21 protein-coding genes, 1 pseudogene and 1 riboswitch are annotated in these 22735 nt (G+C 72.7%); of the genes and pseudogenes, 11 read left to right on the top strand and 11 right to left on the bottom strand.

Translation table 11 applies throughout. The features are described 5' to 3' along the window. Window positions 1–6 precede the first annotated feature (6 nt). Window positions 7–1530, bottom strand: a complete 1524-nt coding sequence (locus IEZ04_RS25695; protein ID WP_189219322.1) for a SulP family inorganic anion transporter — start codon at window positions 1528–1530, stop codon at window positions 7–9. Window positions 1531–1848: 318 nt separating this feature from the next. Here IEZ04_RS25695 and IEZ04_RS25690 point away from each other — a divergent pair, with 318 nt between their 5' ends. Next, a complete protein-coding gene (locus IEZ04_RS25690) occupies window positions 1849–2259 on the top strand; it encodes a MerR family transcriptional regulator (RefSeq protein WP_189219321.1) in 411 nt (136 codons plus the stop codon). Between the two features lie 15 nt (window positions 2260–2274). On the opposite strand, the gene IEZ04_RS25685 is transcribed toward IEZ04_RS25690, so the two are convergent. Beyond that, entirely contained in the window at window positions 2275–3135 is an 861-nt protein-coding gene (locus IEZ04_RS25685) for a DMT family transporter (protein WP_229821274.1), read from the bottom strand. A gap of 115 nt (window positions 3136–3250) precedes the next feature. On the opposite strand from IEZ04_RS25685, the gene IEZ04_RS25680 reads away from it, so the two are divergent. Both IEZ04_RS25680 and IEZ04_RS25675 read left to right on the top strand, forming a co-directional pair. Then, entirely contained in the window at window positions 3251–4147 is an 897-nt protein-coding gene (locus tag IEZ04_RS25680) for an SCO4651 family lipoprotein (protein WP_189219320.1), read from the top strand. 194 nt (window positions 4148–4341) lie between these two features. Beyond that, window positions 4342–5403: an ABC transporter permease gene (locus IEZ04_RS25675; protein ID WP_189219319.1), complete on the top strand. Its 1062-nt coding sequence runs from the start codon at window positions 4342–4344 to the stop codon at window positions 5401–5403. Window positions 5404–5549: 146 nt separating this feature from the next. Here the strand turns inward: IEZ04_RS25675 and katG are convergent, their stop codons facing one another. After that, complete coding sequence (gene katG, locus IEZ04_RS25670; RefSeq protein WP_189219318.1) at window positions 5550–7787, bottom strand: catalase/peroxidase HPI; 2238 nt, start codon at window positions 7785–7787, stop codon at window positions 5550–5552. A 393-nt stretch (window positions 7788–8180) separates the two neighbouring features. On the opposite strand from katG, the gene IEZ04_RS25665 reads away from it, so the two are divergent. Beyond that, entirely contained in the window at window positions 8181–8618 is a 438-nt protein-coding gene (locus IEZ04_RS25665) for a Fur family transcriptional regulator (RefSeq protein WP_189219317.1), read from the top strand. A 60-nt stretch (window positions 8619–8678) separates the two neighbouring features. Here IEZ04_RS25665 and IEZ04_RS25660 read toward each other — a convergent pair whose 3' ends face one another. Then, on the bottom strand, window positions 8679–9863 hold the full coding sequence (locus IEZ04_RS25660) for an N-acetylmuramoyl-L-alanine amidase (protein WP_229821273.1): 1185 nt from the start codon (window positions 9861–9863) through the stop codon (window positions 8679–8681). Window positions 9864–10062: 199 nt separating this feature from the next. Then, window positions 10063–10240: riboswitch (cobalamin riboswitch) on the top strand. Between the two features lie 30 nt (window positions 10241–10270). Between IEZ04_RS25660 and IEZ04_RS25655 the strand changes: the two genes are divergently transcribed. Genes IEZ04_RS25655 through IEZ04_RS25645 form a run of 3 tightly spaced genes read left to right on the top strand, consistent with a single transcriptional unit; the run spans window position 10271 to window position 13166 of the window. Next, the gene (locus IEZ04_RS25655; RefSeq protein ID WP_189219315.1) at window positions 10271–11317 is read left to right on the top strand and encodes an ABC transporter substrate-binding protein; all 1047 of its coding nucleotides are present in this window, start codon (window positions 10271–10273) and stop codon (window positions 11315–11317) included. 8 nt (window positions 11318–11325) lie between these two features. After that, complete coding sequence (locus tag IEZ04_RS25650; RefSeq protein WP_229821272.1) at window positions 11326–12390, top strand: FecCD family ABC transporter permease; 1065 nt, start codon at window positions 11326–11328, stop codon at window positions 12388–12390. Next, window positions 12387–13166 carry an ABC transporter ATP-binding protein gene (locus IEZ04_RS25645; protein WP_189219313.1) on the top strand — a complete coding sequence of 260 codons (780 nt, stop codon included), beginning with the start codon at window positions 12387–12389 and terminating at the stop codon, window positions 13164–13166. Before IEZ04_RS25650 ends, IEZ04_RS25645 begins: the two co-directional genes overlap by 4 nt. Window positions 13167–13190: 24 nt before the next feature. Here IEZ04_RS25645 and IEZ04_RS25640 read toward each other — a convergent pair whose 3' ends face one another. Continuing rightward, window positions 13191–14168 carry a ferric reductase-like transmembrane domain-containing protein gene (locus IEZ04_RS25640; protein WP_189219312.1) on the bottom strand — a complete coding sequence of 326 codons (978 nt, stop codon included), beginning with the start codon at window positions 14166–14168 and terminating at the stop codon, window positions 13191–13193. A 178-nt stretch (window positions 14169–14346) separates the two neighbouring features. Between IEZ04_RS25640 and IEZ04_RS25635 the strand changes: the two genes are divergently transcribed. Continuing rightward, window positions 14347–14874 carry a DinB family protein gene (locus IEZ04_RS25635; protein ID WP_189219311.1) on the top strand — a complete coding sequence of 176 codons (528 nt, stop codon included), beginning with the start codon at window positions 14347–14349 and terminating at the stop codon, window positions 14872–14874. Window positions 14875–14958: 84 nt separating this feature from the next. Here IEZ04_RS25635 and IEZ04_RS25630 read toward each other — a convergent pair whose 3' ends face one another. The 6 genes and pseudogenes from IEZ04_RS25630 to IEZ04_RS25610 form a co-directional block, all read right to left on the bottom strand. Then, on the bottom strand, window positions 14959–16287 hold the full coding sequence (locus IEZ04_RS25630; protein ID WP_189219310.1) for a dicarboxylate/amino acid:cation symporter: 1329 nt from the start codon (window positions 16285–16287) through the stop codon (window positions 14959–14961). A gap of 109 nt (window positions 16288–16396) precedes the next feature. After that, a pseudogene (locus IEZ04_RS36035) lies at window positions 16397–16459 on the bottom strand (putative leader peptide); the annotation flags it as partial. Window positions 16460–16589: 130 nt separating this feature from the next. Continuing rightward, window positions 16590–17603, bottom strand: coding sequence for a DUF2891 domain-containing protein (locus IEZ04_RS25625; RefSeq protein ID WP_189219309.1), 1014 nt, complete (start codon window positions 17601–17603; stop codon window positions 16590–16592). Beyond that, entirely contained in the window at window positions 17603–18253 is a 651-nt protein-coding gene (gene pcp / locus IEZ04_RS25620) for a pyroglutamyl-peptidase I (protein WP_189219308.1), read from the bottom strand. The genes IEZ04_RS25625 and pcp overlap by 1 nt, the downstream gene beginning before the upstream one ends. A 61-nt stretch (window positions 18254–18314) precedes the next feature. Further along, window positions 18315–19289, bottom strand: coding sequence for a DUF979 domain-containing protein (locus IEZ04_RS25615; protein ID WP_189219307.1), 975 nt, complete (start codon window positions 19287–19289; stop codon window positions 18315–18317). Next, the gene (locus tag IEZ04_RS25610) at window positions 19286–20005 is read right to left on the bottom strand and encodes a DUF969 domain-containing protein (protein WP_189219306.1); all 720 of its coding nucleotides are present in this window, start codon (window positions 20003–20005) and stop codon (window positions 19286–19288) included. The genes IEZ04_RS25615 and IEZ04_RS25610 overlap by 4 nt, the downstream gene beginning before the upstream one ends. A 249-nt stretch (window positions 20006–20254) precedes the next feature. Between IEZ04_RS25610 and IEZ04_RS25605 the strand changes: the two genes are divergently transcribed. The 3 genes from IEZ04_RS25605 to IEZ04_RS25595 are packed head-to-tail and all read left to right on the top strand — an operon-like array spanning window position 20255 to window position 22592. Next, window positions 20255–21007, top strand: a complete 753-nt coding sequence (locus tag IEZ04_RS25605) for a LamB/YcsF family protein (RefSeq protein ID WP_189219305.1) — start codon at window positions 20255–20257, stop codon at window positions 21005–21007. Beyond that, window positions 21004–21723 (top strand): 5-oxoprolinase subunit B family protein, encoded by a 720-nt coding sequence (locus IEZ04_RS25600; protein WP_189219304.1) that lies wholly within the window; start codon window positions 21004–21006, stop codon window positions 21721–21723. Before IEZ04_RS25605 ends, IEZ04_RS25600 begins: the two co-directional genes overlap by 4 nt. Further along, on the top strand, window positions 21720–22592 hold the full coding sequence (locus tag IEZ04_RS25595) for a 5-oxoprolinase subunit C family protein (protein WP_189219303.1): 873 nt from the start codon (window positions 21720–21722) through the stop codon (window positions 22590–22592). The genes IEZ04_RS25600 and IEZ04_RS25595 overlap by 4 nt, the downstream gene beginning before the upstream one ends. Window positions 22593–22735 lie beyond the last annotated feature (143 nt).

Here is a 22735-nt window from a genome sequence, read left to right as displayed (position 1 = left end):
CGGCCGTCAGTGACCGGCCGTGAGCTCCCCGCTGAGCCTGCCGTGGAGGTGGGCGCTGGACTCGTTCAGTCCGGTGATCTCGACGGTCTTGCCACGCTGGGCGTACCTGGTCTCGATGGCGTCGAGGGCGGCGACGGACGAGGCGTCCCAGACGTGGGTGCCGGACAGGTCGATGACGACGCGGTCCGGGTCGTTCCGGTAGTCGAACTGGTGGACGAGGTCGTTGGAGGAGGCGAAGAACAGGTTGCCGGTGACCGAGTAGACGACCTGGGTGCCGTCGGGATCGGTGACCGAGGTGACGTTCGCCATGTGGGCGACGCGCTTGGCGAAGATCACCATGGCGATGACGGAGCCGACGACGACACCGATGGCGAGGTTGTCGGTGGCGACCACGACGACGACGGTGGCGACCATGACGACCGTCTCGCCCAGCGGCATGCGCCTGAGGGTCTTCGGCTGGACCGAGTGCCAGTCGAACGTGCCCACCGACACCATGACCATGACGGCGACGAGGGCGGCCATGGGGATGTCGGAGACGACCGGGCCGAAGACGATGCACAGCACCATCAGGAACGAGCCGGCCAGGAAGGTCGAGAGCCGGGTGCGGGCACCGGAGACCTTCACGTTGATCATCGTCTGACCGATCATGGCACAGCCGCCCATGCCGCCGAAGAAGCCCGTGACGATGTTGGCGATGCCCTGGCCGATGGATTCGCGGGTCTTGTTGGAGCGCGTGTCGGTGATGTCGTCGACCAGCTTGGCCGTCATCAGCGACTCCATCAGGCCCACCAGCGCCATGGCGAGCGCGTAGGGGGCGACGGTGGTCAGGGTGTCCAGGGTGAAGGGCACGTCCGGCAGGCCGGGGACGGGGAGGGAGGACGGCAGTTCGCCCTTGTCGCCGACCGTGGGGACGGCGATGCCGGCCGCGACGGTGATCACGGTCAGCACGACGATGGAGACCAGCGGGGCCGGGACCACCCTGGTGACCCTGGGGAAGAACACCATCAGCGCCAGACCGGCGACGATCAGCGGGTAGACCGCCCAGGGGACGTCGGTCATCTCCGGCACCTGGGCCATGAAGATCATCACGGCGAGCGCGTTGACGAAGCCGACCATGACGCTGCGCGGCACGAACCGCATGAGCCCGGCCACTCCGAGCGCGCCCAGGACCACCTGGAAGACACCGGCCAGGATGACGGCGGCGACCAGGTACCCCAGCCCGTGCTCACGGTTGAGGGGCGCGACGACGAGGGCGACGGCGCCGGTGGCGGCGGAGATCATCGCGCGGCGACCGCCGACGACGGAGATGACCACGGCCATGGTGAAGGAGGCGAACAGGCCGACGCCGGGATCGACACCGGCGATGATCGAGAACGAGATCGCCTCGGGGATCAGCGCGAGCGCGACGACGAGGCCGGCGAGCACCTCGGTCCGCCAGACCTTGGGATCGTTCAGCCAGTCGGGACGCAGACCGCGCAGGCGCGCGGCGAGATCAGGTGCTGAGGGGGACGCGGAAGCGGACGAGGACAAGGGGACGGTCACCTGTCGTGTTCGGGCGCACCCCGCCGACGGGCCGGGGCGCACGGGAAGGACGCGCGGGACCGGGCCGGTCCCGCCGCGAGATGTCGGTTGCTGTCGGTGGACGCGGGCCGGGCGCCGGTACACGGGGCGGAGCGGGGCGCGTCGGGGCCGAGCGTCAGGGCGGGCAGGCGGCGGACACCTGGGACATGCGTACGCTCTTCTCCTGCGGTGGTTCGTCGGGTCGAGCGGTCACGAGCCGTCGACACCAGGAACTCTACCCTAACGTTAGGGTAGGTATGGAACAGCAGGAAGGCCGAGGCCAAGGGCGTGGACAGCAAGCACATGCAGATCGGTGAGGTCGCCGCGCGGACGGAGCTGTCCCTGCGCACCATCCGGCACTACGAGGAGACCGGCCTGGTCATCCCCTCGGCCCGCTCACAGGGCGGTTTCCGCCTCTACACCGAGTCCGACGTCGCCCGCCTCATGGTCATCCGCCGTATGAAGCCGCTGGGCTTCTCCCTGGACGAGATGCGCGACCTGCTGGAGGCCACGGACCGGCTCGACGCCCCGGGCGGGCCGGGCGGGGACGAGCGCGACGCCCTGCTGGAGCGCGTACGGCGGTACGAGGCCGTGGCCGCCCGGAAGATCGAGGAACTGCAGGTACAACTGGCACGCGCCGAGGACTTCGCCGCGACGCTGCGGGCCCGCCTGGAGGAGGGTGAAGCCGCCCGCGGCTGACCGGACGACCTCGCGTCACCCCGGACCCAGCAGGACGACGGCGACGGCAGCGCTCACCAGGCCGGCCGTCCGCGCCCTCGTGACCCTCTCGTGCAGCGCCGCGAGGCCGAGCACCGTCGGGACGGCCGGGTACAGCGAGGCGACGACGACCGCGACGGCCAGCATCTGCGTCCGGGTGGACCAGAGGCAGAGGATCAGGGCGAGGGCCGCACCCGCCCCGATCAGCACCGCCCGCCCCGGTGTCCTGACGGGCTGCCGGAACTCCGCGGCGTGCCGTCCCGCGCTCGGCAGGAGCACCAGGACCGCGACGACCCGTCCGGCGGCCACGGGCCACAGACCGCTCGCCGGGTCGGCCTGGGCGAGCCCGGTGTACTGCACGGCCACTCCCAGGCCGGCGATCAGCCCGTCCGGTACGGCCGCCGGACACCAGCCACAGCGCGGGCACGGTGACGCAGATGCCCGGCCAGGCCGGCAGGGAGGGCCGGTCCCCGGGAAGAACGCACCGCGGACCACCGACAGCGCCACTCCGGTGACGGCACTCACGGGGACCACGACGCTCATGGCGCCACGGCTCAGGCCGCGGTTGAGGAACAGCATCGCCACGGCACTGCCGGCGCCGGACAGCGCTCCCCAGGTCACGTCCGCGGACCGGACCGCCTCCGCGGGCACCAGGGATGCGGCCGGCAGCGCGAGCAGCAGACTGCCGGCCTGCCCCGGGAAGGCGGCCACGGCGAAGTGGACCCGGCGGGACAGCAGTCCGCCGGCGAAGTCGACGACGCCGTAGCAGGCGGCCGAGGCCGGCGCGAGCGAGACACCCATCCGCTCCAGGTGCCCGGTACCGCCGCTTCGCCCCCTCCCGTCGCGCACATCACGCACGCCGAACTCCGGTACGAATCAGAGGCGTTCAGGTGTGTTCATGTGCATCAGGGGCACTTGGAGCAGCGGACCGGTGCCGAGGGGGGCCGGTGACAGTCCGGAAGGAGATGGTGCAATGGCCAGGACGGGCAGCGGCAAGAGGGTCGGTACGTTGACCGTCGCCGGCGTCCTCGCGGGCACGGTGCTGGTGGCGTGCGGCGACGGCGACTCCGCGGACGACGCCGGGAACGCCGGGAGCGCTTCCGCGAGCGAGAGCGCGGGCGCCCGGGAGCAGGGCACCCAGGCGGTGCGCTCCGCCTACGACAAGACGGCCGAGGAGGACACCGCGCGGATGACGATGCGCGTGGTGACCTCCGCTCAGGGCCAGTCGGTCACCGTCGACGGGGAGGGCACCATCGACCTGTCCGAGGGGGACAGCGTCATGACCGTCACCGCGCAGGGCCAGGAGATCGAGCAGCGGGTGGTCGACCAGGTCCTGTACCAGAAGATGCCCGAGCAGCAGGGATCGGGCGGCAAGCCCTGGATCAAGATCGACCTGGAGAAGGCCGCCGCGCAGCAGGGCGGAGGCGGCCAGACCGTCAGCAACCCGGCCGACTCCGCGGCGTTCGCCAAGGCGATCTCCGACAAGGACGTGGCCGAGAAGGGGACGGAGAAGGTCGGCGGGGTCGACACCACGCGCTACCGCGTGAACGTCGACGTCAACGAGCTGCCCAACGGCGCGGAGCTGAGCCGGCAGGTCGGCGGGACCCTGCCCATGGACGTGTGGCTGGACGACGAGGGCCGCATCCGCCGCCAGCAGATGGACATGACCGTCAAGGTCCCGGCCGCCTCGTCGGAGCAGTCGGCCGCCGGCTCCTCGGCCTCGCCGCAGGAGGCCAAGGTGCGCACCGTCGTGGAGTTCACCGACTTCGGCACGGAGGTCGAGGCGGAGGCGCCCCCGGCGGGCGAGGTGACCGACATGACCGGCAAGGCCCTCGAACAGGGTCAGGGGCGGACCCAGCAGCGGAGCTGACCCGGCTTCTCCTCACCGCGACGCACCGCGGACATCCGTCGGCCGGCGCCCCCCGGGGCGCCGGCCGGTGGCACGTTCCAACCCCTGACGGCCACTCACCGACCCGGCCGCGCCCGGGTCCCCGAACGGCACGCCGCCGGGTGCGAGGGCGACCCTGTGTCCGATACTCGACCACGAAAGCTAACGTATGACCCATGTCCGACATGTCACATGGTGTTCACGGGAAGCCTCCGACGCGTGAGCAGCGGTGGGCGAGGTTCAAGGAGTCGCCCTTCCTGCCCGCCACCGTGCTCATGCTCATCCTGGCGGCGGCCGCCGGCCTCTTCGCCGGCTCCTACACCTACTCCATGGCCAACCCCACCCCGCACTCGATCCCCGCCGCGGTCGTGGGCGACCACCGGGGGGATCCCGGCGACACGTTCCTCGACGGCATGGAGAAGGCGCTCAACGCCTCGGTGAAGGTGCATCCGTACGACACCGCGGAGCAGGCCCTGAAGGCGATCGACAGCCAGAAGGTCTTCGCCGTCTTCGACGTGGGGAAGGACGGCCGTTCCGTCGACGTGCGGCTCTCCGGCGCCTCGGGCGCCACGGTGGCCCAGGTACTGGGCGACGCGGCGGCCGCCGTGGGCAGGGAGACCGGGATCTCGGTCACCGTCGAGGACGTCAAGCCCCTGCAGGAGGGGGACCCGCGCGGCCTGGCCATCTTCTACATCTCGCTGGCCGCCGTGATCATCGGCTTCGTCGGCGCGATCCAGCTCAGCGTGCACGCGAGGGCGCTCACCCCGCTCGAACGGGTCGCCTACACGGCCGCCTACAGCATGCTCGGCGCGTTCGCCATCGCCGCGGTGGTGGACTGGCTGCTGGGGGCGCTCGACCTGCCCTTCGCCGAGTCGTGGGCGATCCTCGCCTTCACCATGTTCACCAGCGGCATGGTCTTCACCATGTTCAACACCCTCTTCGGCCGCTGGGCGATGCTGCCGACGTGGGGGCTGATGGTGCTGCTCGGCAACCCCTCCTCGGGCGGGGCGGTGTCCTGGCCGCTGCTGCCCTCGCCGCTCGGCGAGATCGGCAAGTGGCTGCCGCCGGGCGCCTCCGTCAACGCCCAGCACACGGCGGTGTACTTCCCCGGGCACCAGCACGCCTTCCCGTTCCTCGTGCTGACGGGCTGGGCGCTGGTGTCGTGCGTGGTGTTCTGGACGTGGCGGCACCGGCACCCCGGCGGCCGCGACGCCCGGCCGGCGCACGCCGCGGAGTGAGCGCCGGGCCGGCCGGGGTGACGAGCGGACGCCCGGGCCGGCCGGCGCGCGGCCGGCCCGGGCGTCACCGCCGGACGTCGGGCGTCGGAGCCCGATGCCTCAGGATCCGACGCACCAGAGGTCCGACAGATCAGATATCCGACGCATCAGACCAGGTCGAACCGGTCCAGGTCCATGACCTTGCTCCACGCCGCGACGAAGTCCCTGGCGAACTTCTCCTCGGCGTCGTCGCTCGCGTACACCTCGGCGACGGCGCGCAGCTCGGAGTTGGAACCGAACACCAGGTCGGCCCGGGTGCCGGTCCACTTGACCTCGCCGGTGGCACGGTCGCGGCCCTCGAACGCGGACTGGTCCTCGGACGTCGAGCTCCAGGCGGTGCCCATGTCGAGCAGGTTGACGAAGAAGTCGTTCGTCAGCGTGCCCGGGTTCTCGGTGAGGACACCGGTCTTCGAACCGTCGTAGTTCGCACCCAGCACGCGCAGGCCGCCGACCAGGACGGTCATCTCCGGGGCGCTCAGCGTGAGCAGGTTGGCCCGGTCGACCAGCAGGTACTCGGCCGGCAGGCGGTTGCCCTTGCCGTAGAAGTTGCGGAAGCCGTCGGCCCTGGGCTCCAGCGCGGCGAAGGACTCCGCGTCGGTGTGCTCGTCGGCCGCGTCGACCCGGCCCGGGGTGAAGGGCACCTCGATGTCGTACCCGGCGTCCTTGGCGGCCTTCTCCACGGCCGCGGAGCCGCCGAGCACGATCAGGTCGGCCAGGGAGACCTTCTTCTCGCCGGCGCCCGCGTTGAACTCCTGCTGGACGCTCTCCAGGGTGCGCAGGACGAGCGCGAGCTGGTCGGGGTTGTTGACCTCCCAGTTCCGCTGCGGCTCCAGGCGGATGCGGGCGCCGTTGGCACCGCCGCGCTTGTCGCTGCCGCGGAACGTGGAGGCCGACGCCCACGCGGTGCTCACCAGCTGGGAGACGGTCAGCCCCGAGTCGAGGAGCTTGGCCTTCAGCGCCGCGATGTCGTCCGCGTCGATCAGCTCGCCCTCGCGCTCCGGCAGCGGGTCCTGCCAGAGCAGGGTCTCCTCGGGCACCTCCGGGCCGAGGTACAGCGACTTCGGGCCCATGTCACGGTGGGTCAGCTTGAACCAGGCGCGCGCGAAGGCGTCCGCGAACTGGTCCGGGTTCTGCCAGAAGCGGCGGGAGATCTCCTCGTAGACGGGGTCGAAGCGGAGCGCCAGGTCGGCGGTGAGCATCGCCGGGGCGATCTTCTTCGTGGCGTCGTGGGCGTGCGGGACGGTGCCCTCGCCCGCGCCGTCCTTCGGCTTCCACTGCTTGGCGCCGGCCGGGCTCTCGGTGAGCTCCCACTCGTAGCCGAACAGGTTCTCGAAGAAGCCCATGCTCCACTGGGTGGGCGTGCTGGTCCAGGTGACCTCGAGACCGGAGGTGATGGCGTCCGCGCCCTTGCCGGTGCCGAAGGTGTTCCGCCAGCCCAGGCCCTGCTCCTCGAGGCCGGCGGCCTCCGGGTCGGCGCCGACGTGGTCGGCCGGGCCGGCGCCGTGCGTCTTGCCGAAGGTGTGGCCGCCGGCGATCAGGGCGACGGTCTCCTCGTCGTTCATCGCCATGCGGCGGAACGTCTCGCGGATGTCGCGGGCGGAGGCCAGCGGGTCCGGATTGCCGTTCGGGCCCTCGGGGTTGACGTAGATCAGACCCATCTGGACCGCACCGAGGGGCTCCTCCAGCTCGCGGTCACCGGTGTAGCGCTCGTCGCCGAGCCAGGTGGTCTCGGGGCCCCAGTAGACGTCGTCCTCGGGCTCCCACACGTCCACACGGCCGCCGGCGAAGCCGAAGGTCTTCGCGCCCATCGACTCCAGGGCGACGTTGCCCGTGAGGATCATGAGGTCGGCCCAGGAGATGGACTTGCCGTACTTCTTCTTCACCGGCCACAGCAGACGGCGGGCCTTGTCCAGGTTGCCGTTGTCCGGCCAGCTGTTGAGCGGGGCGAAGCGCTGCTGGCCGGCGCCGGCGCCGCCGCGGCCGTCGCTGATCCGGTAGGTGCCGGCGCTGTGCCAGGCCATACGGATCATCAGCGGGCCGTAGTGCCCGAAGTCGGCCGGCCACCAGTCCTGCGAGGTGGTCAGCACCTCCGCGATGTCCCGCTTCACGGCCGCGAGGTCGAGGGCCTGGAACGCCTCGGCGTAGTCGAAGTCCTCGTCCATCGGGTCGGCCACGGCCGGGTTCTTGGCCAGGATCTTCAGGTTCAGCCGCTCCGGCCACCACTGGCGGTTGCCGCCGCCCTGCGTCGGGTGCGGGGCGCGCGCCGTGTGCGCGACGGGGCAGCCACCCGCGCTCTCCGTGCCCGTTTTGGGATCGGTGACGATGGCGTCGTGGTTCTCAGACATGGGAATCCTTCCGGACCAGGCGGGTCACGGTGCTGGGTGGGTGCCGGTGGCGGCGGTGGTGCGGGAGCGGGACGCCGGAGCGGTGGCCTCGGCCTCGGCGCGCGGACACATGCCCGTCGGGGACCGGCGGGGTGGTGCGGCGTACGAGCCCTGCCGTGACGAGCGCCTGAGGGGGCTGCGGCACGGCCGGCGGAGGGAGAGGAGAGATACGACTAAGGCGATCGCTTCGTCTCCTGCCGTCCTGAAGTCCCGTGTCCCTTGGCGGGTGCCGGAACAGATCCTACGATTGACAGAGTCCAAGTCAAGAAGTGGGCCAATCCCGCAGTCCGTTGACATGGCCGCCCTCGTCCGTAGACTTCGTGCGCCATCGAACCCCCGAATAGGTGAACCGACATGAGTGACCTGCTGGAGCGGCTGCGAGGACGTGGATGGCGGATGACGTCCCAGCGGCGGGTCGTTGCGGAGGTCCTCGGCGGCGACCACGTCCACCTCACGGCCGACGAGGTGCACGCGCGCGCCGTTCTGCGGTTGCCCGAGATATCCCGCGCCACCGTCTACAACACCCTGGGCGAGATGGTCTCCCTGGGCGAGGTCGTCGAGGTCTCGACCGAGGGCCGCGCGAAGCTCTACGACCCCAACGCGCACCATCCGCACCAGCACTTGGTGTGCTCCGGCTGTGGCACGATCCGCGACGTCCACCCCACCGGCGACCCCCTGGCCGACCTGCCGGCCGAGCAGCGCTTCGGCTTCACGGTCTCCGAGGCCGAGGTCACCTACCGCGGGCTCTGCCCGTCCTGCACCGAGCCGGGCGACGCGGCGGAGCGCCCCTAGGGGGCCACCGGTCCGCACTCCGGTGACCCCCGGCGCACCCGCCGCCGGCGGACCGCGGTACTAGGGCCGCGGACGGATCGGCAGCGGCAGCTCCCGCACGCGGCGGTAGGCCTGCCGCCGGACCACGTCCTCGCGCAGCCGCGGCAGGTCCGCGTGGAGGACACCGCCGGGGCACTCGGTGGAGAGCCAGTCCCGGTGACCGCTGAGCATGGGGTTGTCCTTCGTCACGCCGCTGACCGGGTTGACGAAGGTGACGTTCGCCCGGGCGTCGAACCCGTGGTACTTCGCGTACGCGGCCAGCACCGACGTGAGGGAAGCGCGCGCCTCCGGGGTCGGCGTCGCGCTGTCGTACGTGCCGAGCAGCGCGACGCCCAGGCTGCCGGAGTTGTATCCGGCGGTGTGGAACCCGGTCACGAGGTTGCCCTCGGCGTCGTGGGCGGCGATCCCGTCGGTCCCGGACCAGCGGCCCTCGTAGATCACACCGGCCTCGTCGACCAGGAAGTGGTACCCGATGTCCCCCCAGTCGTTGACGACCGCGTGCTGGGCGTAGACGGCGCGGACGGTGGCCGCCGGGTCGGGGTCGCCGTTGAGGCCGGCGGTGTGGTGCACCGTCATCACCTGCGCCGGGTAGTAGGCGGGCGGGCTGTTCTCCGTGCCGTCCGGCAGGAAGCGCAGCGACTCGTCCGCACCCCATTGGGCGCGGGTGAGGTACGGGACGTCCAGCAACCACTGGGGCTCGGCGGGCACGTGGACCGTACGGGCCGGTCCGCCGGCCGTGTCCAGGACGGCGGCCCGTACGTCGGTGGCACCGTCGGGTACGCGCAGTTCGTAGCCGCGTGCTCCGGCGGGGGCCGCGGCCAGCACCTGGACCGGGCGCGTGCCGTCGGCCCGGCGGACCGCCGGCGTCGCGCCGTCGGGGCCGGCGGCGCACCCGGCGCTCAGCGCCTGCCAGGCGCCCAGCCGGCCGTCCGCGCCCCGGAAGCGGACCTGCCCCCCGCGCGGAACCCCCGTCCACCCGACGCTCAGGTAGTTGAAGGAGAAGTCGACCGACGCCCCGAGGGCGTCGGCACCGGCGGCACGCCGCACCCGGGTGGTGGGGAACCGCGCCTGTCTGCCGCTGTCGCCGGAGGGGGCGTCGGCGGCGGTGGACCGTCCGTCCCCGCCGAGTGCGGCGGCCTGGGTGGACCCCAGCGCCAGTCCGGCCACCGCGGCGGCGGCCGTGTTCAGAGTGGTGCGTCGCGTCAAACCGGAAGTGCTGCGGTGCAAGGAATGCATGTCGTGCTCTTCCTTCTCGGCTGTGCACAGAGAGACGGGCACTGACCTTAGAGCGGGTCGGTGCATGTGTCACGGGATTAGCCGTCCGGTGCGGGGGCCACCCGCCCGCCGGACCCCGGAAGGCCCAAGTCCGTTTCCTCGCACGGGTTTTCGCCCGTGCGCCACGGGGCGTAACATCACCAGGTCGTCGCCGCGACGGGAGACAGGAAGCCGGTGCGATTCCGGCACGGTCCCGCCACTGTGACCGGGGAGTGCAACCCTTCGGCAGGCCACTGCGCACACGCGCGGGAAGGCGGGGGGAACGTCGATCCGGGAGTCAGGACACTGGCCTGTCGCGGGCCCGTTCCGAGGAGCGCGGACTCCCCAGGAGGCATCACGTGTACAGCTCCACCCGCACGCCCGCACCATCCCTCTCCCCCGCCCGCCGGCGCCGCTCCCGGCGCCTCACCGCCGCGGCCGTCGTCCTGTCCGCCGCGCTGCTGACCGCCGGCTGCGGCGCGGCGGACGACTCCGGGGGCGGCGCGCAGGCCGCCGCCTCCCCGGCGCGGGGCTTCCCCGTCACGGTCGACAACTGCGGCGTACGCACGACGTACGACCGGCCGCCGTCCCGGGTCGTCACCATCCACCAGCACCCGGCGGAACTGCTGCTCTCCCTCGGCCTCGCGGACCGCATGGTGGGCACCGCCTTCCCGGACTCGGCCGTCCTGCCGCAGTGGCGGGAGGAGTTCGAGTCGGTCCCCGAACTGGCCGCGAAGGAACCGTCGTTCGAGACCGTCTTGGACGCCGAACCCGACCTCGTCTACGGCGGCTACGGCAGCGCCTTCGCCGAGAAGGAGGGCCGGTCCCGCGAGGCGTTCGCCGACGCCGGCATCGACACCCACCTCAACCGCGAGTACTGCGGCGAGGACCGGGTCACGATGGAGGACACGTACGACGAGATCCGCACCGTCGGCGACATCTTCGGTGTGCCGGACCGGGCCGACGAGCTGGTGACCGGCCTCCGGGAACGTGTCGACGGGACCGCGGCGGCCGTCGGGGGTGAACCGGCGGTACCCGTCTTCGTGTACGACAGCGGTGAGAGGTCGGCCTTCACCGCGGGCGGCAAGGGCCTGGGCACCGAGATCATCCGCCTCGCCGGCGGCCGCAACGTCTTCGCGGACGTCGACGACGTCTTCGGCGACGTCTCCTGGGAGCAGGTCGTGGACCGTCGGCCGGAGGTCATCGTCATCTACGACTACGCGGGCGCCGGCAGCGTCGAGCGGAAGAAGGAGTTCCTGCTCTCCCGGCCCGCCCTCGCCGACGTACCCGCCGTGAAGAACGAGCGGTTCGTCGTGCTGCCGCTGACCGCCACCCTGGTCGGCGTCCGGTCCGCGTACGCCGTCGAGGACCTGGCCCGCGGCCTGCACCCCGAGAGCTTCCGGTGACCGCGGCGGTGAGCGCCTCCCCCACCGCGGAGCGCCGGCCTCCCGCCCTCGCCCTGCCCCTCCTCGCCCTGCTGCTCCTGGTCTCCGTCACGGCCGGCCTGGCGATCGGCTCGGTGCAGGTACCGCCCGGCCAGGTGTGGGGCATCGTGACCCATGCACTGGGCGCCGGCTGGGCGGAGCCCACCTGGTCCGGGGCGCGGGAGACCATCGTCCTGGACGTGCGGGCGCCCCGGGTGCTGCTCGGCGCGGTGACGGGCGCCGGGCTCGCCGTGGTGGGCACCGCCCTGCAGGCCCTGGTGCGCAACCCGCTCGCCGAGCCGTACCTGCTGGGGGTCTCCTCCGGCGCGTCCCTCGGCGCCGTCGCGGTGATCGTCCTCGGGGTCACCGTGTTCGGGCCGGTGTCGCTGTCGGCCGCCGCGTTCGCCGGGGCGCTCGGCTCGCTGCTGCTCGTGTACGCGACCGCCCGCACCGGCGGCCGCATCACCTCCGTACGGCTCGTGCTGTCCGGCGTGGCGGTCGCGGCGGTGCTCACCGCGGTGACGAACCTGCTGCTGCTCACCACCGGCCGGGGCAACGAGGCCCGCGAGGTCCTCGCCTGGACCCTCGGCGGCCTGGGCGGCGCCGGCTGGGGCACCCTGTGGCTGCCGGGCGCGGCCCTGCTGCTCGGCATCGCCGTCCTCCTCGTACAGGCACGGAACCTGAACCTGCTGCTCGCGGGCGAAGAGGCCGCCGCGACCATGGGACTCGACGTGGCCCGGTTCCGGGCCCGGATGTTCGTCGTCCTGTCCCTCGTCACCGGCGTGCTGGTCGCCGCGGCCGGGCCGATCGGCTTCGTCGGCCTGATGCTGCCGCACATCGTGCGGCTGTTCACCGGCGGCGACCACCGCCGTGTGCTGCCGGCCGCGGCGCTCGGCGGAGCGGTCTTCCTCGTCTGGGCCGACATCGCCGCGCGCACCGTCGCCGCGCCGACCGAGATCCCGGTGGGGGTGCTGACGGCCCTGTGCGGCGGTCCGTTCTTCCTGTGGCTGATGCGCAGGGACGCCCGCCGCGCCACCGGCCCGGGAGAGTCATGAGCGCCTCCGGGCTCGACGTCGACGGCGTCACACTGACCGCCGGGACCCGGCACCTGGTACGGGACGTCTCGCTGACCGCCCGCCCGGGCGAGGTGATCGGGCTCGTCGGCCCCAACGGCAGCGGCAAGTCCAGCCTGCTCCGCGCCGTCTACCGCGTGCTGCGCCCCGCGGCCGGTTCCGTACGGGTGGACGGCGCCGACGCCTGGTCGCTGCCCCCGCGCACGCTGGCCCGGACACTGGCCGCGGTCGTGCAGGAGCAGGCGGCCGACCTCGACCTGACGGTGCGCGAGGTCGTCGCGATGGGCCGCACCCCGCACAAGCGGCTGCTCGCCGGAGACACCGCCGAGGACGCGGAACTGGTCGACGCCGCGCTGACCGCGGTGGACGCCGCCGCGCTGGCCGGCCGCCCCTTCGACCGGCTCTCGGGAGGCGAGCGCCGGCGTGTGCTCATCGCCCGCGCGCTGGCCCAGCGGCCGTCCCTGCTCGTCCTCGACGAACCCACCAACCACCTGGACGTCCGGCACCAGTTGGGGGTCCTCGGCGTGCTGCGGCGGCTGCCCGTCACGGTCCTGGTGGCCCTGCACGACCTCAACCTGGCCGCGTACTACTGCGACCGGCTCTACGTCCTGCGGGACGGCGGGGTCGTCGCGTCGGGCCCGCCCGGGGAGGTCCTCACCGCCGGGCTGCTGCGGGAGGTGTACGGCGTGAGTGCCGAGGTGGCGGTCCATCCGCGCACCGGGGCCCCGCAGGTGACCTTCCTCCCCGGCGCGGACTGATCCGTACCCGCGGCCGGACGCGGCTCAGTCCGTCGTCTGGTCGTGCGGGGCCGTCGCGGGCGTGTCGGTGACCCGGTCCCGTCCCCCGTCGTGTCCGGACACGACCACGGCGACGATGCCGACGAGCACGGCGACGACGGCGGCCCGGCCCGCGGCCCGCACGGCCCACGCCGGCAGGGAGACCGTTCCCCGGCGGCCGGGCGCACCGAGCCGCTCGCCGGACCGGGCCGGCCTCAGCAACCGCGCCAGCAGCAGCGCGGCGACGGGAAGTTGCAGCAGCCACAGCACGGTGCGGGGCCATTCGCCGTACCAGACGTTGGTGCCGTACAGCAGGGTGTGCCAGACGCTCAGCACGTACACGACGATGACGAACCGGTGCAGCCGGCGCCAGGTGTTCGCGCCGATGCGGTGCCGCACGTAGAACAGCAGCCCGAGCGGGATCGCCAGGTAGAGGGCGCCCTGGCCGATCGGGATGGCGATCCGCCCGGTCCCGGAGTCGTACCAGCCCGGCACGAAACTGTCCGCGAAGGCCACCCACAGCCGCTGCAGCCACGCCACCTCGGTCTCGTAACGGACCAGTTCCGCCGCGAACATGAGGGCGTGGGCGAACATCAGGGCCGTCGTGGTCAGGCTCGTGGTGCGGTGCCAGCGTTCCAGGGTCTGCCGGGAGACGGGCAGGCGCCCGGGACGCGGCCCCGACAGCAGCAGACCGAGCATCACCGTCCCCCACGCCCACAGCAGGGCCGACCAGCCGAACGCCTGGCTGAGCAGGTACATCCAGTACGTGCCGGGGTCGTCCATGAACGGCATGACGGCGACCGTCGCCGAGGCGCCCGAGTCCATGCGGACGTACAGGAACCAGAACACGGCGGCCGTGACCCCCACGGCCGCGGCGGCGTCGGGCACGGCGGCCCGCAGATCGGTGCGCAGGGTGACCCGGTCCCTGGGGCGCCGGTCACGCGCGGGCGTACCGTCTCCGTGCGGTGTCGCGTCAGGCAGCATCGCGCTGGACCTCCCGGGCGGGCAACGGCCACCGGGAAGTGGCGCGTGTGTCGGACGGGGCACAAGTGTGACCGCGCGCACCGCAGTTCACACAGGCGCGAACCGGCCAGAACCGGCCAGGAGCCGCCGTGCCGAAATACCTTTGCGACCGCTTCCGGCGGTGTGCGAGTGTCGCCCGGTGCACACCTCCCGTCGTGATCTGCTCGCCTGGCAGTTCGACTTCACGTGGTCGCTCTTCGAATACCACCTGGAGCGTCTGCGACCGGACGACTTCCTGTGGGAGCCGGCCGCCCTCTGCTGGACCGTACGGCGGGACGCCGAAGGACGGTGGACGCCGGACTGGGCGGAGACCGAGCCCGACCCCGTCCCCGTGCCCACGATCGGCTGGGTGAGCTGGCACCTGGGATGGTGGCTGAGCGTGGCCACCGATCACGCCTCGGGACGGCCGCCGCGCGACCGGTCGGACATCGCCTGGCCGGGCGAGGGCGAAGCGACCGTCACCTGGCTGCGCGGCCTCCGCCAGGACTGGTCGCAGGCGCTGGACCGGCTCACCGACGAGGATCTCGACCGGGCCGCGTCGTTCCCCTGGCAGGACGACGGCGAGCACACCGTCGCGCACATGGCCGCCTGGGTGAACGCCGAGCTGATGAAGAACGTCGCGGAGATCGGCGAGCTGCGGCTGCTGCGGGCCGCGTCCCGCGCCTGAGGACGACATGACGGAAAACCGCACGCGGCATCCGCCGGGCTCGTGAGCCCCCGCGGATGCCGCGTGCGGTTCCGTGCGTGCGTGTCAGGCCGTGACCGGCACCCGGTCCGACTCCTGCTTCGGCTCCGGCTCGTCCAGCGGAGAGCTGTGCGCCTCGTCGTACGCCTTGCGGTCGAGCAGGCCCTCGCGGGCGGAGACCAGGACCGGTACGAGGGCCTGGCCCGCGACGTTGGTCGCCGTCCTCATCATGTCCAGGATCGGGTCGATCGCGAGGAGCAGGCCCACGCCCTCCATGGGCAGACCGAGGGTGGAGAGGGTGAGGGTCAGCATGACCGTCGCGCCGGTGAGGCCGGCCGTGGCGGCGGAGCCGACCACCGACACGAACGCGATCAGCAGGTAGTCGCCGACGCCGAGCTGGATGTCGAAGATCTGGGCGACGAAGATCGCGGCGATGGCGGGGTAGATGGCCGCGCAGCCGTCCATCTTGGTCGTCGCGCCGAACGGCACGGCGAAGGACGCGTACTCCCGGGGGACGCCGAGGCGCTCGGTGACCTTCTGGGTCAGCGGCATGGTGCCCACCGAGGAGCGGGAGACGAACGCCAGCTGGATCGCGGGCCAGGCGCCCTTGAAGAACTGGACCGGGCTGAGCTTGGCCACGCCGGCGAGCAGCGCCGGGTAGACCACGAACAGCACGAGCGCGCAGCCGACGTAGATGTCGGCGGTGAAGGTGGCGTACTTGCCGATCAGGTCCCAGCCGTAGGTGGCGATGGCGCGGCCGATGAGGCCGACGGTGCCGAGCGGCGCGAGGCGGATGACCCACCACAGGGCCTTCTGGAGCAGTTCGAGGACGGACTCGCTCAGGGTGAGGATCGGCTGGGCCTTGTCGCCGAGCTGGAGGGCGGCGATACCGGCGACGGCGGCCATGAAGACGATCTGCAGCACGTTCAGCTCGGTGAACGGGGTGATCACGTCGGTCGGCACGATGCCGGTCAGGAAGTCGAGCCAGGAACCGGTCTTCTCGGGCAGCTCACCGTCCTTGGGGGTGAGACCGGTGCCGGCGCCGGGGTTGGTGACCAGGCCGATGACGATGCCGATGGCCACCGCGATCAGCGAGGTGATCATGAACCAGAGGAGGGTGCGCGTGGCCAGGCGGGCCGCGTTGGTGACCTTCCGCAGGTTGGTGATCGAGACGAGGATCGCGAAGAAGACGAGCGGGGCGACGGCGAGCTTCAGCAGCCCGACGAACGTACCGCCGATCTTGTCGAGGGTCGTCACCAGCCAGGACAGGTCCTGGCTGCGGGCGAGCCAGCCGAGCAGGACGCCCAGGACGAGACCGGCGATGATCTGGGCCCAGAAGGGCACCTTGAAGCCTCTGGAGGCCTCGGGGGACTTCGTGTTCGCAGACACGGACATGCTCCGTTGGGGACGCGCGGGTAAGCGGGTGAGTGGTGCTCGAGAGCGGCGGCCCCCGGCAGAGCGGGTCAGCAGCACCGCCGCGGCGTGACGTCGGGCGTGACCGACGTCAGGGACTACAGGTCGCGGAGGTGGAGCGACACAGGTCCACATGCAGGCGCGCCACGAGGAGCGGAACACTCCTGGGCATGGCGGGCGCGGCTGCTGACATCACCCGTTGACCTTAACACTTCAACTTTGGCCATCCCAAAGCCTTGCTTTGAGAGGCGGTCGGTCGTCACCACCCGCACATGCGCAGCTCCTCAGTGTTGCGTGTACGGGTCGAGGGCCAGCGTGGCGAAGGTGGCCAGCCAGTGGTCGGTGGTGAAGTCGCCGCGTTCCACCGCGGGCAGGCCCGCCGCGAGATGGGCCTCCGCCGCCCCCGTCAGACGGGTGCGCACCGGACCGTCCGGCAGCGCCCCGGCGAGGGAGCGCAGCGCGGCCGCCCTGCTGAGGGCCAGGCCGAGGAGGTGGCCGATCTGCGGGTCGGCCGGGTCGGAGACGACCGGCACCTCCAGCAGGGGGCAGGGCGCGCCGGTGCGCAGCGCGGGCAGGAACCGGTCCAGCCACTCCGCGAACTCCTCCCCCGCGAGCACCCTGCGCATCGCGTCGGCCTCGCTCAGCGCCGGGGACAGGAAGTCGTGTCCCGAGGGCTCCCAGTGCGCGGGCGCGTCGTGGTCGTCGGCGAACCAGGTCCGCAGGCGTTCCCGTACGGCAGCGGTGGTCGCCGGGGAGAGCTGCCCCGAGTCGAGGGCGAGCCCGAGGGCGAAGGCGCTGTTGGGGTGGTTGCCGTGGCGTACGGGATAGGTGGCCTTCGGCAGCCAGTCGGCGAGGAGCCGGTCGACGGCGGTGACGGCCGGGGCGAGGGCCTCGGTCCAGCGGGCGCCCGCCGCCCCGCCGTGGGCCCGGCACTCGGCGGCGAGCACGAGCAGCCAGGCCCAGCCGTAGGGCCGCTCGAAGGAGGGGTGGTCGAGGAGATAGGCGGTCTCGGTGGCGAGGTTGCCCGGGGTGAGGTGCCGGTCCAGCGCGTCGGTGTAGGGCGCGGTGTCCGGGAGCGCGGGCGTCCCGCCGTACCGGCGCAGCAGCCGGACGAGCAGCCAGTGCATGTGGACCGCGGAGTGCCAGTCGTACGCGCCGTGGAAGGCCGGGTGCAGGGTGCTGGGCCGCAGGGGCTCGTCGGGCGAGGTGATCAGGTGGGCGGGGAGGTTGGGGTACTCGCGTGTGATGTTGGCGAGGGCGAGCCGGGCGAAGGATGCCGCATAAGCCGTGAGCGGCATCAGTGGGTGGCCCCCTCGGTGACCTTGAGGTCCTGGTCGGTGGGGGTGCGTGCGGCGGCGGTGAGCAGGGCGCGCAGTCCGTGGGCCACGGTGGCGGGCGGCAGGGCCGGGGCGGTGCCGTCGGTGACCTGCCCGGGCGCCCAGGGGACGTGCACGAAGCCGCCCCTGAGGTGCGGGAACTCGGTGGCGATGAGGTGGCCGAGGGCGTAGGCGATGTGGTTGCAGACGAAGGTGCCGGCGGTGTTGGACACGGCGGCCGGGACGCCGGCCTCGCGCATCGCGGCGACGCAGGCCTTGACGGGGAGGGTGGAGAAGTAGGCGGCGGGGCCGCCGGGGACGACCGGCTCGTCGATGGGCTGGTTGCCCGCGTTGTCGGGGATGCGGGCGTCGTCGACGTTGATGCCGACGCGCTCGACCGTGACACCCGGGCGGCCGCCCGCCTGGCCCAGGCTGAGGACCAGGTCGGGCTCGGAGGCCCGGATGGCGTCGCGCAGCGCCTCGACGGACTCGCCGAAGACGCAGGGAAGCTCGGCGGCGGTCACCGTCAGCCCGGCGGGCGGCTCGGCGGCGACGAGGGACGCCGCCTGCCAGGACGGGTTCACGCTCTCGCCGCCGAAGGGGGCGAAGCCGGTGATGAGGACGCGGGTCATGGCACTTCCTTACGGGTCCGTACGGGGGTGGTGGCGGGCCGGGGTCCGGGAGGGCGGGGGCTCAGAAGGCGAAGACCGCCATGATCACGGTGCAGCAGACGAGGAGCGCGAGCGCCGTCGGGATCTGGGCCTTGATCGGTCCGTACTGGTCCTTCAGCTCCAGCAGCGTGGCCGGGACGATGTTGAAGTTGGCGGCCATGGGCGTGCAGAGGGTGCCGCAGAAGCCGGCCAGCATGCCGATGGCGAGGATGGCCGGGGCGTTGCCGTTCATCTGCTCGACGAGGATGGGCCAGCCGATCGCCGCGGTCATCACGGGGAACGCGGCGAAGGCGTTGCCCATGATCACGGTGAAGAGGTACATGCCGACGCAGTAGGCGATCACGGCGAGGTACTTCGAGTTCTCCGGCAGGACGCTGTTCATGATGTCGCCGACCTGGGTGCCGACCCCGGCCAGGGCGAAGATCGAGCCGAGCACGGCCAGGAGCTGGGGCAGCAGCAGGGCGGAGCCCATGGCCTCCAGCATGGAGCGGCCGGAGTGGAGCGGGACGGAGATCTTCTTCTCGCCGGTGACCAGCATGCCGACGACGAGGGCGGCGACGCATCCGACGCCGAGCCCGAGCAGTGTCGCCTGGCCCTCCTGGAACAGGCCGGAGTCGTCGAGCACCGCGGCGCAGACGATGGCGACGACGGGGATGGTGAGGGCGGGGATGAAGATCTTGCTGCCGAGCCGGGTGGCGGAGGCCTCGCGCTGCTCACCGGTGGTGGTGACGGGGACGCCCTTGCCGAGGAAGTTGAACCCGGCGAGCACGATGAGGGCGAGGACCGCGACGCCGAGCGGTTCGGCGGGCAGGGTCCAGCCGCCGGTGCCCTTCGAGGCGTTCACGACGCCGGTGCCGTAGGGGAAGGTCACCCCGAGCAGGCCCCAGAACGCGGCGGACGTCCACCGCTTGGGGTTGGTGCGGTCGGCCGCCATCTGCACGGCCATCACGACGAAGACGAGGCCCACCAGCCAGTAGAGCCATTCGACCTTGATCACTTGTCGGCCCCCTTCGGCAGCGGCAGGTCGTTCTCGGCGGCGGCCGCCGCCATCTCGCGCTCCAGCTGCTTGTCCAGGAGCAGCAGGCGGGCGCCGTGGATGAAGAAGGCGCAGACGGCGAGCGGGATCGCCCACAGGGCCAGCTCGATGGGTTCGATGTGCTGCTGGTAGGTCGAGTTCACGAAGCCGGTGATCAGGAGGATCGAGCCGATCGCGAGGAAGCAGTCCTCGCCGAAGAAGAGGCCGACGGTGTCGGACGACGCGGAGTAGGACCGCACCTTCTCGCGCAGCCGGTCGGGCAGCCTGGCCCCCGCGGTGCGCTCGGCGGCGGCCTCGGCCATGGGCGCGACGAGGGGCCGTACGGTCTGCGCGGGGCCGCCGATGCTGTTGAGGCCGAAGGCCGCGGTGACCTGCCGGACGAGCAGGTAGACGGTGAGGAAGCGGCCGGCGCTGAGCTTGCCGAGGCGGCCGATGAGGTTGCGGGCCTGCTCACGGAGGCCGTAGCGCTCCAGGAGGCCGATCACCGGGAGCACGATGGCGAAGACGGTGACCGAGCGGCTGTCGGCGAAGGACTGGCCGAAGGCGGCGAGGACCTCCCGCGGGGACATCTTGCCGAGCAGTCCGGTGACGATGCCGGCGACGCCCACCACGAGGACGGGGTTGCGGCGCGTGACGAATCCGAGGATCACCACGACCACGCCGAGGAGAACGATCATGCGGTGGCCTTCTTCAGGCGTTGGGCGGTGGCCTTCTTCTGGGGCGGCCCGCGTGGGGCGTGGGCCGTCCTTCGGACGGGAGGAGGCAGAGCGCCGGGGATGGGTACGGAATCCAGGGTTCCGGATCCGTGTGGATTACACGGACCTTAGGGGATCGTTCAACGATCTAACAAGAGGTGAATTCCATCCGGAGTACGGCGACACAATCCACCCTTGTCGGATCGTTCAACAATCGTCTACGTTCAAAGCGTGATCGATCTCAACGCAGACCTGGGTGAAGGCTTCGGCCGCTGGACCCTCACCGACGACGACGCCCTGCTGTCCGTCGTCACCAGCGCCAACGTCGCCTGCGGCTTCCACGCGGGCGACCCGGTCGTGATGCGGCGCGTCTGCGACCTCGCCGCCGAGCGCGGGGTGCGGATCGGGGCGCAGGTGTCCTACCGCGACCTGGCCGGCTTCGGACGGCGCGCCATGGACGTGCCCGCCGACGAACTCGCCGCCGAGGTGGCGTACCAGATCGGGGCGCTGCGGGTGTTCGCCGAGGCGGCCGGGGCCGAGGTGGCCTACGTCAAGCCGCACGGCGCGCTCTACAACCGCACCGTCCACGACACCGACCAGGCCCGCGCCGTGGTGGCCGGCGTCCGGCTCGCGGGCGGCACGCTGCCCGTGCTGGGCCTGCCCGGCTCCCGGCTGCTCGCCGCCGCCGCGGACGCGGGACTCACCGGCGTTCCGGAGGCCTTCGCGGACCGCGCGTACACCCCCGAGGGCACGCTCGTGCCGCGCCGTGAGCCCGGCGCCGTGGTGCACGACGAGGACGCGGTGGTACGGCGCGCGCTGGCGTTCGCGGTGGACGGTACGGTCGAAGCCGTGGACGGTACGTCCGTCGCGGTCGCCCCCCGCTCCCTGTGCGTGCACGGCGACACCCCGGGCGCGGCCCGGATCGCGGTACGGGTGCGTGAGGCGCTCGCGGCGGCCGGGGTCGAGGTCGGGGCCTTCGCATGACACGCACGACGGAGAACAGACCGGGGAGCGCCACGGACGTCACTCCCGGGGCGACGCCCGGAGGCACATCCGGGAGCGCGCCCCTGGACGTGCGCCCCGCCGGACGGCACGCGTTGCTCGTCGAACTCCCGGACGCCGAGCGCACCGGCGCCTTCCACGCCGAACTGCTGCGGCGGCGCGCGGCGGGAACGCTGCCGCCCGTGGCGGAGATCGTGCCCGGGGCGCGCACGGTGCTTCTGGACGGCGTACCGGATCCCGAGGCGCTGGCCCGCCGGCTCGCCGGCTGGGAGGTGCCGGCGAGCGCCGCCGACGACGCGGGCGTCGTCACGATCCCCGTGCGCTACGACGGGCCCGACCTGACCGACGTGGCGGACCTGTGGGGAGTGGCACCGGACGAGGTCGCCGCCCGGCACGCCTCGTCCGCGTACCGCGTCGCGTTCTGCGGCTTCGCCCCCGGGTTCGGCTACCTCACCGGCCTGCCCGACGAGCTGCACGTGCCGCGCCGCGCCACGCCGCGCACCCGGGTCCCGGCCGGCGCGGTGGCGCTCGCGGGCCCCTACAGCGCGGTGTACCCGCGCGCCACGCCCGGCGGCTGGCAGCTGATCGGCACCATGCCGGACCCGGCGCCGCTGTGGGACCTCTCGCGGGAGGAGCCGGCGCTCCTGACGCCGGGGACGCGGGTACGGTTCGTCCCGGTGGAGGGTGGTGCCGCATGACCGCCGTCGAGCTCACCGTCGTCCGGGCCGGCGCCCTCACCACGGTGCAGGACGCGGGCCGGCGCGGCCACGCCCACCTGGGGGTGCCGCGCTCGGGCGCGCTCGACGCCCCCGCGATGGGCCTCGCCAACCGGCTCCTCGGCAACGCACCCGACGCCGCCGTCCTGGAGACCACCCTCACCGGCTGCGCCCTGCGGCCCGACCACCACGTCACCGTCGTGGTCGGCGGCGCGCCCTGCCCGGTGACGGTGGACGGACGCCCCGCGGCCTGGGGCGCGCCCGTACGGGTGCCCGCGGGCGCCGTCCTGGACGTGGGCGCGGTGACCGCCGGCGTGCGCTCCTACGTGGCCCTCGCCGGGGGCGTCGCCGTCCGGCCGGTACTCGGCAGCCGCTCGACGGACCTGCTCTCCGGCCTCGGCCCGGCCCCCCTGCGCGACGGCGACGTGCTCCCGGTGGGCGCGGCGGGCTCCCCCGCACCGCACCCGGCACTGCCCTTCGCCGCGCCCTGGCCCGCGCCGCCCGCCGAACTGGTGCTGCCGGTACGGCTCGGCCCCCGCACCGACTGGTTCACCCCGGCGGCACTGCGCACCCTCACCTCGGCGACGTACCGCGTCTCCCCGCACAGCAACCGCATCGGCCTGCGCACCGAGGGCCCGGTGCTGGAGCGGGCGTCGACGGGCGAGCTGCCCAGCGAGGGCATGGTCCTCGGCGCGGTCCAGGTCCCCCCGGACGGCCGCCCGGTGGTGTTCCTGCACGACCACCCGACGACGGGCGGCTACCCGGTGATCGCGGTCGTCACGGAGACCGGCCTCGCGGCGGCGGCCCAGGGGGCGGTCGGCGTCCCGGTGCGCTTCACGCCCGTGGGCTGAGGCAGCCGGCGGCGAGGTGTGCCGTCGGCTGGTGGAGCGGGTGCGCCGGCCGGTACGTTCCTCGCACGGCACCGTGTGCGTCCTGCCCGTCGGTGCCGCGCGTCGCGACGGTCCCGGGTACGTGGCCGGGGATCATCCACCCG

The sequence above is a fragment of the Streptomyces ruber genome, from assembly GCF_014648075.1.
GTDB classification, from domain to species: Bacteria; Actinomycetota; Actinomycetes; order Streptomycetales; family Streptomycetaceae; genus Streptomyces; species Streptomyces ruber.
The sequence above is the reverse complement of the archived record's forward strand: the minus strand, read 5'-3'. Positions and strand labels throughout refer to the sequence as shown.

Coding starts and splice junctions, on each gene's coding strand:
- IEZ04_RS25680 (WP_189219320.1), top strand. CDS start 3,251: ATGGCCAGGACGGGCAGCGGCAAGAGGGTCGGTACGTTGACCGTCGCC.
- IEZ04_RS25675 (WP_189219319.1), top strand. CDS start 4,342: ATGTCCGACATGTCACATGGTGTTCACGGGAAGCCTCCGACGCGTGAG.
- katG (WP_189219318.1), bottom strand. CDS start 7,787: ATGTCTGAGAACCACGACGCCATCGTCACCGATCCCAAAACGGGCACG.
- IEZ04_RS25665 (WP_189219317.1), top strand. CDS start 8,181: ATGAGTGACCTGCTGGAGCGGCTGCGAGGACGTGGATGGCGGATGACG.
- IEZ04_RS25645 (WP_189219313.1), top strand. CDS start 12,387: ATGAGCGCCTCCGGGCTCGACGTCGACGGCGTCACACTGACCGCCGGG.
- IEZ04_RS25640 (WP_189219312.1), bottom strand. CDS start 14,168: ATGCTGCCTGACGCGACACCGCACGGAGACGGTACGCCCGCGCGTGAC.
- IEZ04_RS25630 (WP_189219310.1), bottom strand. CDS start 16,287: ATGTCCGTGTCTGCGAACACGAAGTCCCCCGAGGCCTCCAGAGGCTTC.
- IEZ04_RS25625 (WP_189219309.1), bottom strand. CDS start 17,603: ATGCCGCTCACGGCTTATGCGGCATCCTTCGCCCGGCTCGCCCTCGCC.
- pcp (WP_189219308.1), bottom strand. CDS start 18,253: ATGACCCGCGTCCTCATCACCGGCTTCGCCCCCTTCGGCGGCGAGAGC.
- IEZ04_RS25610 (WP_189219306.1), bottom strand. CDS start 20,005: ATGATCGTTCTCCTCGGCGTGGTCGTGGTGATCCTCGGATTCGTCACG.
- IEZ04_RS25600 (WP_189219304.1), top strand. CDS start 21,004: ATGACACGCACGACGGAGAACAGACCGGGGAGCGCCACGGACGTCACT.
- IEZ04_RS25595 (WP_189219303.1), top strand. CDS start 21,720: ATGACCGCCGTCGAGCTCACCGTCGTCCGGGCCGGCGCCCTCACCACG.